The 13,425-nt window shown below is 64.1% G+C and carries 12 protein-coding genes; 4 read left to right on the plus strand and 8 right to left on the minus strand.

Annotated features, from left to right (window positions below; all coding sequences use genetic code 11):
* Positions 1–64 precede the first annotated feature (64 nt).
* Both INS93_RS17595 and INS93_RS17600 read left to right on the plus strand, forming a co-directional pair.
* Positions 65–775, plus strand: coding sequence for a tetratricopeptide repeat protein (locus tag INS93_RS17595; protein ID WP_192984365.1), 711 nt, complete (start codon positions 65–67; stop codon positions 773–775).
* Positions 772–2,022, plus strand: coding sequence for a hypothetical protein (locus INS93_RS17600; protein ID WP_192984368.1), 1,251 nt, complete (start codon positions 772–774; stop codon positions 2,020–2,022). Before INS93_RS17595 ends, INS93_RS17600 begins: the two co-directional genes overlap by 4 nt.
* Positions 2,023–2,066: 44 nt before the next feature.
* Here INS93_RS17600 and INS93_RS17605 read toward each other — a convergent pair whose 3' ends face one another.
* Together INS93_RS17605 and INS93_RS17610 are read right to left on the minus strand one after the other, a co-directional pair.
* The gene (locus tag INS93_RS17605) at positions 2,067–3,434 is read right to left on the minus strand and encodes a glutamine synthetase family protein (RefSeq protein WP_192984371.1); all 1,368 of its coding nucleotides are present in this window, start codon (positions 3,432–3,434) and stop codon (positions 2,067–2,069) included.
* A 183-nt stretch (positions 3,435–3,617) separates the two neighbouring features.
* Positions 3,618–5,012, minus strand: coding sequence for an aspartate aminotransferase family protein (locus INS93_RS17610; protein WP_192984373.1), 1,395 nt, complete (start codon positions 5,010–5,012; stop codon positions 3,618–3,620).
* Positions 5,013–5,258: 246 nt separating this feature from the next.
* Between INS93_RS17610 and INS93_RS17615 the strand changes: the two genes are divergently transcribed.
* On the plus strand, positions 5,259–5,912 hold the full coding sequence (locus INS93_RS17615) for a GntR family transcriptional regulator (protein ID WP_160016497.1): 654 nt from the start codon (positions 5,259–5,261) through the stop codon (positions 5,910–5,912).
* Positions 5,913–6,020: 108 nt separating this feature from the next.
* On the opposite strand, the gene INS93_RS17620 is transcribed toward INS93_RS17615, so the two are convergent.
* Positions 6,021–6,428: an SMI1/KNR4 family protein gene (locus INS93_RS17620; RefSeq protein WP_160016498.1), complete on the minus strand. Its 408-nt coding sequence runs from the start codon at positions 6,426–6,428 to the stop codon at positions 6,021–6,023.
* A gap of 105 nt (positions 6,429–6,533) precedes the next feature.
* On the opposite strand from INS93_RS17620, the gene INS93_RS17625 reads away from it, so the two are divergent.
* Positions 6,534–7,004, plus strand: a complete 471-nt coding sequence (locus tag INS93_RS17625) for a GNAT family N-acetyltransferase (RefSeq protein WP_192984376.1) — start codon at positions 6,534–6,536, stop codon at positions 7,002–7,004.
* 123 nt (positions 7,005–7,127) lie between these two features.
* On the opposite strand, the gene INS93_RS17630 is transcribed toward INS93_RS17625, so the two are convergent.
* The 5 genes from INS93_RS17630 to uvrD form a co-directional block, all read right to left on the minus strand.
* Complete coding sequence (locus INS93_RS17630) at positions 7,128–7,982, minus strand: Tim44 domain-containing protein (protein ID WP_192984584.1); 855 nt, start codon at positions 7,980–7,982, stop codon at positions 7,128–7,130.
* A gap of 205 nt (positions 7,983–8,187) precedes the next feature.
* Entirely contained in the window at positions 8,188–8,769 is a 582-nt protein-coding gene (locus INS93_RS17635; protein ID WP_192984379.1) for a TetR/AcrR family transcriptional regulator, read from the minus strand.
* A 152-nt stretch (positions 8,770–8,921) separates the two neighbouring features.
* Positions 8,922–10,004, minus strand: a complete 1,083-nt coding sequence (locus INS93_RS17640) for a TRAP transporter substrate-binding protein (RefSeq protein ID WP_192984382.1) — start codon at positions 10,002–10,004, stop codon at positions 8,922–8,924.
* 49 nt (positions 10,005–10,053) lie between these two features.
* Positions 10,054–11,148 carry a TRAP transporter substrate-binding protein gene (locus INS93_RS17645; protein WP_192984385.1) on the minus strand — a complete coding sequence of 365 codons (1,095 nt, stop codon included), beginning with the start codon at positions 11,146–11,148 and terminating at the stop codon, positions 10,054–10,056.
* Positions 11,149–11,171: 23 nt separating this feature from the next.
* Positions 11,172–13,355, minus strand: a complete 2,184-nt coding sequence (gene uvrD / locus INS93_RS17650) for a DNA helicase II (protein ID WP_160016503.1) — start codon at positions 13,353–13,355, stop codon at positions 11,172–11,174.
* Positions 13,356–13,425: the final 70 nt, after the last annotated feature.

Raw genomic sequence — 13,425 nt, forward strand, 5'->3', positions numbered from 1 at the left:
GAGAGTAAGGCCTGCTGGCTTTGGGGATGCAAGATACACACTCACTACTGCAAGGATGTCATCCATGCCGATCCGCTCGAAATTTCTGCCTCTACCGCTGCTGCTGGGGCTGGCCGGTTCCGTGCAGGCGACCGAAGAATGCGCCACGGTGGTGCAGTGCAACCAGGTCGGCAGCGTCGCTTACCAGGACGGTCGCCATGAGCAGGCCATCGAAGCGTTCGAACGTCAGTTACGACGCGTCGAGAACGGCGACACGGCACAGTTGGAGCTGGCGCTGAACAATCTCATCCTTGCCAACCTGCGCGCCGGTCAGGCGGGTATGGCGCGCGCCTGGCTGGGCGTGGCGCTGGATAACAACCTAAGCGGTTCCTCGACCCGCCTGCACCTGCGCAAGGTAGCCGAGGCACTGGATTATCCGGTGCTGAGCGCCAGCCCCGTGGGCCGCTACCTGCGCTATGGCGGCCAGGCGGTGTGGAGCGAGCTGCAGATCAGCGAGGACGGCAATGGCGGTTATCACGCCAGTTTCTCGCCCATACGCGCCGGTGCCCGGGTCGAGGAGTACGGCCCGGCGGCCATCGGCGAGCTGGATGGCAAGCTGGTCGGCGACGGCGTGCAGATGCGCCTGGAGGATGCTGGCCTGGGCAGCGATTGCGCGGTGCAGCTGTTGCGCGAGGGCATCGAGTTGCGCGTGCAGGAGGTGTTCGCCGATGGCTGCCAGGGCTACGGCGGCATGGGTATCAGTGTGGCTGGCGAGTACATCAAGGTGAGCCGATGATGCGCACAGGGATCGTTGCGCTGCTCGTGGGCCTGCCCGTGCTGCTGGTCGCTGGCGGCTATGCCTGGATGCGGGATGAACCGCTGAGTGCCGACGCTCGAGCCTGGCTGGAGCAGGCACAGGTGGATGAGGGGCAGAGTCGTGCCTATGTGTTTCTCAATGGTCTGGATGCTGACCCTGGGCAGTCGCCGGAGGCACTGGGTGCCGAGCGGCTGCAAGCCTATCGCGCCTGGCGCAGCAGCCACGGCCCGATGGATGAGGGCTTTACAGAGCCAGTGGTGGCCACGTTGGCTTTACCGCAGGGACCTTTGTTCTGTGCGGTAGAGAAAGATGGCTGTCTGACCACGCTGCTGAGTGGGGTGTCTGGCTGGGTCGAGACGGATGAGCAGCGTCTTCTGCGCGAGCGCTACTGGCAGTTTCTCCAGCTCGATGACTACCGCAATCTTCTGGAGGCCAGCATCATTGCCCCGTTGCCGCCGCACCGTTACCTCGTGAGTGGCCAGCAGCTGCTGACTCTGCAACTGCTCAAGGTGGCTCAGGAGGGCGAAGGTGAGCAGGTTCGGGCGCGTCTCGATGAGGAGCTGCACCTGCTGCGAGGGCAGCTGCGCCGCGCTGATACGCTGATCGCGAAGATGATTCTGGCGCGTATGGTCGAGCGCAACATGTTCTGGCAGGCCGTGCTCTATCGTAAGGGGCTGATGCCGGTGCCGAGCAGTGTGCCTGCATTCGATGAAGCAGAACGCAGCCTGTTGATGCCGCTGCAGCATGAGTTTCAGGGGATGGCGTTACTTTTCGAGGCGCTGCCCAAGGCGCAGAGCAGCTTGGGGGAGTGGCTGATGCTGCGGTGGGGCCTGCGTCCACAGATGAGCACCAATGCCAGCTTGACGTTCTATCAGCCGACGGCCGAGCTGTCGAGGCGCTCACCTGAAGTGTTTGTCGGGGAGCTGCAGCAGTTGCCCGCTGTCCAGTGGCAACGCAGCTGGCGCAACCCAATGGGTAACGTGTTGCTTGAAATTGGGGCGCCTGACTATCGCCGCTATGCGGTACGACTACAGGACCTCGAAGCCTATCGTCGCCTGCTGCAGGGGCTGTCCCAACTGCCTCAAGGTACGCCAAGTGCCGAGCAGTTGCGCGCCTTCGACAACCCCTACTTTCCGGGGCAGCCAGCACAGCTCGATGAGCAGGGCCGGCTGTGTTTTGCCGGTCCCATGCTGGAGGATGACGGCGCGCGCTGCCTGCTGCTGTGAGCTGGGCGTAGGGTGGAGACGCTTTGCTCGTCCACCTGCCCTACTCAGGCGTGACTCAGATACCAGCGCCAGTCCTGCTCGCCTACTTCGCCCATGAACTGGCGGAACTCGGCCCACTTGATCGCCAGGAACACCTTGAGGAAATCCTCGCCCAGCGCTCCGCGCGCCCAGCTCGAACCTTCCAGGTTGCGCAGTGCGGTGAGCCAGTCCGTGGGCAGGGTTTCGCGGGCCTGTTCGTAGCCGTTACCGACGATGGCCGCGCCTGGGTCGATCTGCTCGCGGATACCCTTGTGGATACCGGCAAGGATCGCCGCCGCCGCCAGATAGGGATTGGCGTCGGCGCCGCAGATGCGGTGCTCGACATGGCGGCTTTTGGCCGGCCCGCCCGGCACGCGGAAGGACACGGTGCGGTTGTTCACTCCCCAGCTCTTGGCCAGCGGCGCGTAGCTGTTGGCCTGGAAGCGGCGGAAGGAGTTGGCGTTGGGGCAGAAGATCGCCAGGGCGTCGTCGAGCGTGGCCATCATGCCGCCGATGGCGTGACGCAGCAGCGGTGTGCCTTGTGGGTCTTCGCTGGCCATCAGGTTGTTGCCGTGCTCATCTGCCAGGCTGACGTGCATGTGCATGCCGCTGCCGGCCAGATCACCGAACGGCTTGGCCATGAAGCAGGCCTGCAGTCCATATTTATTGGCCACACCCTTGACCAGACGCTTGTAGCGCACGCCTTCGTCCACCGCCTGCAGGGCATCGAAGCGGTGCTCCAGAGTCAGTTCGAGCTGGCCCGGCGCGTATTCGGAGATCGCCGTGCGCACCGGCAGGCCCTGTGCTTCGCAGGCGGCGTAGAGGTCGTCGATGAAGGGTTGCATCTGCTCCAGCTCGTACACGCCGTAAACCTGCGGCGCCTGCGGGCGCACGCCGTTCATCTGCATGGCAGGCTGCGGGCGACCGTTGGCGTCGCGCTGCTTGTCCAGCAGGTAGAACTCCAGTTCCACCGCCATCACCGGGTGATAGCCGTCGGCCTTGAGCGCGTCGATGGTACGCGCCAGCACATGGCGCGGATCGCCCGGCGTGGCCGGCAAGCCCTCAGTCGGATGCATGCTCACCTGCAATTGGCCGGTGGGGACCGCGCGCCAGGGTTGCAGGGTCAGACTGCCGGGCAGCGGATAGGTCCAGCAGTCGGCGTCGGCCACTTCCCAGACCAGGCCGCTTGCCTCGACGTCCTCGCCCTGGATGGTCAGCGAGAGGATCGAGCTGGGCAGTGGCCGGCCGTTCTCGTAGATGGCCAGCAGCTCGTCGCGGTGCAGCAGCTTGCCGCGCGGGATGCCGTTGGCGTCAATCAGCATCAGCTCGATGCTGCGCACCTCGGGGTAGCGTTCGAGGAAGTCGCGGGCTTCCTGGGGATGGGCGAATTGCATGGTGGTGTCCTTGCTTTTCTTCCCCTCTCCCTTTGGGAGAGGGGCTAGGGGTGAGGGAAGACCCTCATCCGCTTTCTGATGGTGCCCACGTTCTGCGTGGGAACCACTCCGGGGACGCTCTGCGTCCCTTGCGACGCGGAGCGTCGCTGCCTGCGCTCCCACGCCGGAGCGTGGGAGCAATCTTCAGAGCCTGGCGCCGGGGATGGCCAGCAGCTCGGTGAGCGCCGCATCGAGCATGGCGACCAATTTGTCCACATCGGCCTCGGTGGTGCTCGGGCAGCACAGGGTCATGTTGTGGAAGGGTGTGATCAGGATGCCGCGGTTGATCAGGTACAGGTGCAGGGCCATCTGCAACTCGTCATGGAACGCCGCTTCGGCCTCGGCACCGGTGCGCGGCGGTGTGGCGCAGAACTGGAATTCGCAGCGCGCGCCCAGCTCGGTCACTGACCACTTCAGATCGTGCTTGTCGATCAACTGGCGGAAGCCATCGGCCAGGCGAGCCGCCAGCGGCAGCATGTGGTCGTAGGCGGCCTGGGTCATCACCTGTTCCAGGTTGGCGCGCATGCAGTGCATGGCCAAGGCATTGGCCGACAGGGTGGTGCCCATGCCGCTGTGGCCGTGACCATGGCTTTCTTCGCTGGCGCGCTGGCGCGCCTGGGTCATGGCTTCGGCCATCGCTGCGCTGCAACCGAAGATGCCGCACGGCACGCCACCGGCGATAGGTTTGCCGACCACGAAGAAGTCCGGGTCGAGGCCCCACAAGCGCGTGCAGCCGCCGATATCGGTGGAAATGGTGTGGGTTTCGTCGATGATCAGCAGGCTGCCGTACTTGCGCGTCAGCTCGCGGCACTTCTGCATGAAGCCAGGATCGGGCAGGACCATGCCGATGTTGGTCATCGCCGGCTCGCACAGCAGGGCGCAGACGTCGCCCTGAGCCAGCGCCGCTTCCAGGGCTTCGACATCGTTGAAGGGAATGGCGCGGCTGTGCTCGGTCAGGTCATAGGCCTGGCCGACCAGGCCTGAACGGTGCACGGTCTGGCCATCGCGATGGCGCACCATCACGTCGTCGACGGTGCCGTGGTAGCAGCCGTCGAACACCAGCAGGGTCTTGCGCCCGGTGATGGCGCGCGCCCAGCGCAGCACGTAGCGGTTGGAATCGGTGGCGGTGGCGGTCACCTGCCAGTAGGGCAGGCCGAAGCGCTGGGCCAGCAGCTCGCCGCAAACCACGGCGTCCTCGCCGGGCAGCATGGTGGTCAGGCCGTTGTTCGCTTGCTCGGCGAGGGCGCGGGCTACTGGATCTGGCGAATGGCCAAACATGGTGCCGGTGTCGCCCAGGCAGAAGTCGATGTACTCGTGACCGTCCACGTCGAAGAAGCGCGCACCCTTGGCGCGCTCGACGAACAGCGGCACCGGCGTTGACCAGTCGGCCATCCAGTGCATTGGCACGCCGCCATACAGCGAGTGGCGGGCACGTTCGGCCAGGGCTACGGACTTCGGATTGCGCGACAGGAACAGCGCGCGCTCGGCCGCGACGAAATGGTCAACGGCGATTGGGCTGATACCACTGGCGGTGGTCATGGGGATACCTCGACTGAATGCTACCTGCATGATATTTTGTGATCACAAAATAGTAAATAACATGATGGAAATTGTTTTTTTTCAACCATAAACTTAAATTTGTGATCACGAAATAATTCATGTGTAGGCATTTTTCACACAAAATCAGTCCTGACGTAGACTCGCCATATTTTCCACTGGAGCTTTTCATGCGTGACTGTAGCCTGACCCTTGCTCAACTGCCGGCGCCACCGAGGGAGGTAGCGCATGGCTGACAATCTGCAGGAACAGCTGTATCAGAACATCCGCTCAGGTCTTCTGGCCGGGCGCTTCCAGCCTGGAGAGCGGTTGAAGATCCGCGACTTGGCGAGCGAGTGGGGCACCAGCCCGATGCCGGTGCGCGCTGCCCTGCAGCGGCTAGTGGCCGAGGGCGCGCTGGAGGGCGAGCAGCAGCGCTCGGTGCGGGTTCCCTCGATGACCCGCGAGCGCTACGAGAACATCTTTCAGGTGCGCCTGGCGCTGGAAGGCCTGGCGGTGGAGTTGGCCACGCCACGGCTTAGCCGCGATGACCTGGCTCTGTTGCGTGACTGCGTGCAACGCATGGATGTTGCCATCGAGACCCGCCAGGTGCAGGGCTACCTCAGCGCCAACAGCCAGTTTCACCTGCACCTGTACGGCGCCTGCGGCAACCCGGTGCTGATGCGTTCGATCGAGTCGCTATGGCTGCAGATCGGGCCATTCTTCAACCGGTTGTTTACCGGCGCCGACCTGTCGCTACGGCTCAACGACTTTCATGAAGACGCCTTCGCCGCCATCGAGGCCGGCGATGCCAAGGGCGCGCGCCAGGCCATGGAGCAGGACCTGCTGTATTTCGCGCGATTTCTGCTCAACCTGCTGGCGTTGGAGCAGGGCGAGGTGTGAGCCGGGTTTGGCTGATGTGTTGTGCCGGTCGCGGCTGAAGCCCCTCCCACGGGGTCACGTGCGACTGCCAACTGTGGGAGGCGCTTCAGCGGCGACGAGGCTTTGCCGTCAGCTCTCCAGCCAGACGTCGCGGCACCAGTGCCAGACAGAGTCCCAGCTTTCGTCGGTCAGTTCGCCTTCGTCGCCGTCCCACAGCCAGACCTGGCCTTCCACGTCCACGGCGTAGTAGTTGCGGCCGTCCTGGCACAGCGGCACCAGATCGCGCGGCAGCCCCAGGCTCCAGGCTTCAGCGGCGACTTCCGGCAGGTAGGTGTGCGATTGCGGGTCACTGGCGGTCACCGGCTCCAGGCGGCCGTAGACCACATCACTGACCTTGAGCAGGTATTCGCGCAGCTCGAAGGGCAAGTGAATGAGGATCTGCTCCTGAATCTCCACCAGGGTTTCTTCTTCCGGCAGCTCCAGCGGTACCGGTACCGGCTCGTTGAGTTCGCGCAGCTGTTCGATGACTTCTTCCACGGCGTCGGCTCCTCATCATGGGGGATCGGCTTTATACAGTAGCTGGCCGGTAGAATGAAAACATGTCGTCGTCACTGCATACTGGCGCTTTTGCGGAGCCCTTTGATGTCATCTCTTGCCTGGCACTGCCTGCACCACAGCGAACTCGATACCGTCACCCTCTATGCACTGCTGGCGCTGCGCACCCAGGTGTTCGTGGTCGAGCAGAACTGTCCCTATCTGGAAACCGATGGCCAGGACCTGGTCGGTGACACCTGCCACCTGCTGGCACGCGACGAGTCGGGGTTGGTGGGTTATCTGCGCCTGCTCGATCCGCAGCGTATGGAGGGCGAGGTGGTGATCGGTCGGGTGGTGATCGCCGAGCGGGCGCGTGGCACCGGACTGGGTCACCGGCTCATGGAGCAGGCGCTGCTCGAGTGTCACCAGCGTTGGCCGGGCGTGCTGGTCTATCTGTCGGCGCAGGCGCATCTGCAGGGCTACTACGGGCGTTATGGTTTCGCGGCGGTGACCGAGGTGTATCTGGAGGACGACATCCCGCATATCGGTATGCGCCGGGCGGCTACGGATCTGTCGTGATGGGTCAGTCGCCGCTCAAGCGCCTCCCACGGATCAGATCGTGGGAGCGGCTTCAGCCGCGATAACCGGCGAATGCTGAAATGAAAAACCCGGGCAAGCCCGGGTTTTGATGCGTCGTAGCGATCAGTTCTGGCGAATGCCAGTGACCAGCCAGGGCTGGTTTTCGCCCTGGGCACGTTCCAGGCGCCAGCTTTCGCTGAACGGCTCGCCCTGGTCGAAGCGCGAGGTCTTCGACACACCGCTGAAAGTCAGGGTGGCGATGGTCTTCTCGGCATTGTCGTCGACGCCGTCGAGCTGCACGTTGAGTTCGTCGATGTAGGTGGACTGGAAGCCATCACCCAGCTCGGCGCGCTCGCGCTTGAGGAACTCCAGCAGTTGCGGGGTGACGAATTCGGCGATCTTGTCCATCTCGTCGGCGTCCCAGTGCTGCTGCAGGTTCATGAAGTGCTCACGACCGGCGGCGATGAAGCTCTGCTCGTTGAACCAGGCCGGGGCGTTGATCACCGGAGCGGCCGTAGCCAGGCGACCACCGAAGATATTGCTGCCAGCGGCCGGCGCGTTGTCGGCGTTCGGCATTTCACGCTGGTAGGGCGCACCGGCAGCTGCCATTTGTGGCTGCTGGCGCGCACGACGGGCGGCGAGGAAACGGAACAGCAGGAAGGCGATCAGGCCGAAGATCAGCATGTCCATGATCTGCAGGCCTTCGAAACCATCACCCATGAACATCGAGGCCAGCAGACCACCGGCGGCCAGACCGGCCAACGGGCCGAGCCAGCGCGAAGCACCGCTGGCGGCAGCGGCAGGTTGTTGACGGCCGGGCGCCTGCGCAGCCGACTGCGCCGGCGGTGTGGCCTGACGGGTTTGGTGGCTGGGTGCGGAGCCGAAGGATTTGCCACCGCCAAAGCGCTTGGCGTGGGCTTCGAAGCTGAAGGTCAGTGCCAGGCACAGCACCATGGCAATACTGAGGAAACGCTGCATCACGGTTTTCTCTCTTGTGGAAAAGCTTGGACGGCATCTTGCCCGCCACGGGGGCGCATGACCAGTGACAGAATGTTTCCGGCTTTTGCCTGCGTTAGGCGGCGCCATGCGCGCCCGGTCCAGTATCGAAGCGGCCCCGGTGCGCATGGCGCACCCTACGGGCGTTGTCGCAGGCTTGCAACCATGCTCCCGGATTTCATCCGGGCTACGGGCGTTGCAGCAGCAGAGGCAGCGGGCCGCAGCGCAGTTGGCTACGGAGAAAGGCGCGGAAGGTTGCTGCATCTTCTTCGGGATGGCGCAGCCAGTGTACGAAGCTGCACAGGTAGGCGCCGGTGAGCAGGGTTTCTTCGGCGATGCGGCGCAGGTGCAGGCTTTGCCGGCCAGCGGCTTCACGCCACCACTGCACGGTGCGGCTGATACGCATCAGGCCGAGCACCTGCAGATGGATATGGCCGGGTTCGAGCTTGTACAACAACATCTGCCCGGTCACCGCGCGATGTGCTGCCAAGCTGTCGAGCCAGACCAGCAGGCAACTCTCCAGGCGTTGTTCGGCGTTCAGGCCCTGCAGGTCAGGATTTCTCGCATGGCCGAGCATGGCCTGGTCGGCGCGGTCGAACCAGGCTTCCACCAGATCGTCCTTGTCGCGGTAGTGGCGGGCGATATCGTCCAGGCCAATGTCGAGCGCGGCGCCGACGTCGAACAGGTGAAGGCGCTCCCAGCCGCAGACGTCGGCCAGTTGCAGGGCGCTATCGAGGATTCGGGCGGGGTCGTTCGGCTTCTGTTTCATCCGAGAAGTATGGCCGCCAGGGCATGAGGCGCAGCCTGGAACGACAAACGGAGCCATTGAACGCTGGTGCGCGCGGCGCACCCTACGTTGCGTTTCCGTTGTGAGGCACGGATAGGGTGCGCCACGCGCACCGTCTACGCCGCATTGCCAGTTCAGCGCCAGTCGTACAGCTCCTTTTCCGATACCGCCTGCATCGAGGTGGCCAGCGCCTGGAACGCCTGCATCGAGGCCCAGATTCGGCCGTTGAGCTCGCTCTGCGCAGCCAGTTCGCCCAGCACCTGTTCGCTCTCGTTTTGCATGGCCTGCAGCACTTCGTCGGGGAAGCGCTTGAGCAGCGTGCCGCTCTTCTTCAGTTCGTCCAGTGCCAGGGCGTTGTGGTAGACGTAGTCGTCCATCATGTCCTGGGTCGCTGCGCGCGCCGCTTCGCTGACGATGGCCTGCAGGTCGGCCGGCAGTGCATCGAAGGCCTTCTGGTTGATCAGCAGTTCGAGTACCGACTGCGGCTCCTGCCAGCCGGGGTAGTAGTAATACCTGGCGGCCTTCTGCAGGCCGAAGGCCAGGTCGTTGTAGGGGCTGACCCAGTCGGTGGCGTCGATGGCGCCAGTCTGCAGGGCGGTGAAGATTTCGCCACCCGGCATCACCACGGTGGTCGCACCCAGGCGGCTCCAGACCTCACCGCCGAGGCCCGGCATGCGGATTTTCAGGCCCTCGATGTCGGCCAGGCTGTTGATTTCCTTGTTGAACCAACCGCCCATCTGCATGGTGCTGTTGCCCGCAGTCAGTGGCTTGAGGCCGAATGGCGCATAGGCTTCGTCCCACAGGGCCTGACCCCCGCCCTTGTTCAGCCAGGCATTCATCTCCAGGGTGGACAGGCCGAACGGCACCGCGCCGAAGAACTGCGCGGCCGGCACCTTGCCCTTCCAGTAATAGGGTGTGCCGTGGCCGAGCTCGGCAGTGCCGCGAGATACCGCGTCGAACACTTCCAGCGCCGGCACCAGCTCGCCAGCCGCGTAGACCTTGATGGTCAGGCGCCCGGCGCTCATGGCGTTGACGCGCTCGGCCAGGCGTTCGGCTGCGGTGCCGGTGCCGGGTGCGTTCTTCGGCCAGGTGGTGACCATCTTCCAGTGGAAGGTCTGGGCGGGTGCTGCGGCCTGGTCGGCCGGCGCGGAATCGTCCTTGCAGCCGATCAGGCCGAAGGCGAGCAGGGGCAGTAAAAGCAGAGAGTGAAGACGCATGGGCGCAATCCCTAAGAAAAACGGGGCCTTTCAGCCCCGTTCAGTTGGCTCAACGCCAGTTGTACAGCTCTTTCTCGGTCAGTGCCTGCATGGCGCTGGCTTCTTCGAGGAAGGCTTTCTGCGAGGCCCAGATGCGGCCATTGAGATCGTTCTCGGCGGCCAGGGACTCGAGGACCACGTTTGATTGCTCACGCATGGCTTGCAGCACCTCGTCCGGCAGACGCTTGAACTGCACACCCTCGCTCTTCAGGCTCTGCAGCGCCTTGGCGTTGTTGAACACGTAGTCGTCCATCATATCCAGGGTCGCGGCGCGCGCGGCCTCGACGACGATGGCCTGCAGGTCGGCCGGCAGCGCGTCGAAGGCCTTCTGGTTGACCATGGATTCGACCACGGCCTGCGGCTCCTGCCAGCCCGGGAAGTAGTAGTACTTGGCCGCCTTGTGCAGACCGAAGGCCAGGTCGTTGTACGGGCCGACCCAGTCGGTGGCATCGATGGCGCTGGTCTGCAGGGAGGTGAAAATCTCGCCACCCGGCAGGTTGACGGTGATCGCGCCGAGCTTGCTCCAGACTTCGCCGCCGAGGCCCGGCATGCGGATCTTCAGGCCCTTGATGTCGGCCAGGCTGTTGATTTCCTTGTTGAACCAGCCGCCCATCTGCATGGTGGTGTTGCCGGCCGACAGCGGCTTCACGCCGAACGGTGCGTAGGTTTCGTCCCACAGCGCCTGACCGCCGCCCTTGCTCAACCAGGCGTTCATTTCCAGGGTGGACAGGCCGAACGGCACGCTGCTGAAGAACTGCGCAGCCGGCACCTTGCCCTTCCAGTAGTACGGCGTGCCATGGCCCATCTCGGCGGTGCCGCGGGATACGGCGTCGAACACCTCCAGCGCCGGCACCAGCTCACCGGCGGCGTAGACCTTGACGGTCAGGCGTCCAGCGCTCATGGCATTGATACGCTCGGCCAGGCGTTCGGCAGCGGTGCCCAGGCCGGGGAAGTTCTTCGGCCAGGAGGTGACCATCTTCCAGTGGATGGCTTCTGCCGGCTTGGCAGCGGCCTGCTGGGTGGCAGGCTTGTCTTCTTTGCAGCCAACCAGGCCGATGGCGGCGATCAGAGCCAGTACAGCGCCGAACAGATTGCGGCGATTCATCGATTATCTCCAGATACGGTGTGCTAATAGGCTTCAAGCTTGGCATACGCCAGCATCAGCCATTTACTGCCTTCGTTTTCGAAATTCACTTGGACCCGCGCCTGGGCACCAGCACCCTCGAAATTGAGGATGGTGCCCTCGCCGAACAGGCTGTGACGTACGCGCTGACCCAGGTTGAAGGGCGTTTGCGGTATGGCACTGCCGGCGAACAGGCTGCCGCCACCCATCGAGCTGGTGCTCATCGGGCGGCTGACGCTGTTGCTCAGGCGTACTTCCTGAATCAGCGGTGCGGGGATTTCGCGGACAAAGCGCGACACCTTGTTATAGGTCTCGCTACCGTAGAGACGCCGTGTTTCGGCGTAGCTGATCACCAGCTTCTGCATGGCACGGGTAATGCCGACATAGGCCAGGCGGCGTTCTTCTTCCAATCGGCCCGGTTCTTCCAGGCTCATCTTGTGCGGGAACAGACCCTCTTCCATGCCCACCAGGAACACCAGGGGGAATTCCAGGCCCTTGGCGCTGTGCAGGGTCATCAGTTGAATACTGTCTTCGTTCTCGGCGGCCTGGGTGTCCCCGGCCTCCAGCGAGGCGTGGGTGAGGAAGGCCTGCAGCGGGGTCAGCTCGTCGTCTTCATCGTTCTCGAAGGCGCGGGCGGCGCTGACCAGTTCCTCCAGGTTTTCCACCCGGGCCTGGCCCTTCTCGCCCTTTTCCGCCTCGTGATAGGCGAGCAGGCCGCTCTTTTCGACGACCACCTGGGTCATCTGGTGCAGCGGCATGGCCAGCACCTGCTCGGCCAGGCCGTCGATCAGCTCGATAAAGCCGGCCAGTGCGCCCGAGGCGCGGCCAGGCAGCGCCTTGACCGCCAGCATCAGGCGAATCGCCTCCCACATGTGCACGTCGTGAGCGCGAGCGTATTCGCGGATGGTCTCGATGGTCTTCTCGCCGATGCCGCGTGCCGGCACGTTGATGATGCGCTCCAGCGCCGCATCGTTGCCGCGCCCGTCGAGCAGGCGCAGGTAGGCCATGGCGTTCTTGATTTCGGCGCGCTCGAAGAAGCGCTGACCGCCGTAGATGCGATAGGGGATCTTCTCGCGCAGCAGCGCCTCTTCCAGCACCCGTGACTGGGCGTTGGAGCGATAGAGAATGGCGATCTCGCTGCGTTTGAGGCCGTCCTTGCGCAGGGCGTCCTCGATGGTTTCCACCACGTAGCGCGCTTCGTCGTGCTCGTTGAAAGCAGCGTACAGGGCCAGCGGCTCGCCATCACCGACGTCGGTGCGCAGCTCCTTGCCGAGGCGTCCCTGGTTGTTGGCGATCAGCGCGTTGGCGGCATTGAGGATGTTCGCCGTGGAGCGATAGTTCTGCTCCAGACGGATGATCTCGGCATCGGCGAAATCGCTGTCGAACTGCTGGATGTTCTCGATCTTCGCGCCACGCCAGCCGTAGATCGACTGGTCGTCGTCGCCCACCACCATCAGGCTTTCGCCGCCTTTGGCGAGAAAGCGCAGCCAGGCGTACTGCACGGCGTTGGTGTCCTGGAACTCGTCGACCAGGATATGGCGGAAGCGGCGCTGGTAGTGCTCCAGCAGCCCGGCGTTGTCGCGCCACAGGTCGAGGGCGCGCAGCAGCAGTTCGGCGAAGTCGATGACGCCGGTGCGCGCGCAGGCCGCCTCGTAGGCTTCATAGATGCTGCGCATGGTGGCCAGGAACAGGTCGCCGCTGGCCTGGATGCCTTGCGGGCGGATGCCCTCGTCCTTCTGTCCGTTGATGAACCACTGCGCCTGCTTGGCCGGCCAGCGCTGTTCATCCAGACCGAGGTCGCGGATCACTCGCTTGATCAGGCGTTGCTGATCGTCGGAGTCGAGAATCTGGAAGTTCTCGGCCAGTCCGGCTTCTTTCCAGTGCGCACGCAACAGGCGGTGAGCCAGGCCGTGGAAGGTACCGACCCACATGCCGGCAGGGGCGTGGCCCAGAACGTCTTCGATGCGGTGGCGCATCTCGGCGGCCGCCTTGTTGGTGAAGGTCACCGACAGGATGCTGTGCGGCGAGACATCCAGGCGCTGGATCAGGAAGGCGATGCGGTGCACCAGCACGCGGGTCTTGCCCGAGCCGGCACCGGCCAGCACCAGCTGATGACCAGGCGGCGTGGTAACCGCATGGTGCTGGGCGGGATTGAGGGTCGTGAGTCTGTGATCGAGGTCGTTTTGCATCGCGGCATTCTAGGGGGCGCTGCAGGGTAGGGCAAACGCCAGCGACGAGGCAGTTTGCCGGTGCCCCTGT

Origin of the sequence: Pseudomonas sp. EggHat1, assembly GCF_014892995.1 — a bacterium.
In the GTDB taxonomy this organism is placed as follows: Bacteria; Pseudomonadota; Gammaproteobacteria; order Pseudomonadales; family Pseudomonadaceae; genus Aquipseudomonas; species Aquipseudomonas chaetocerotis.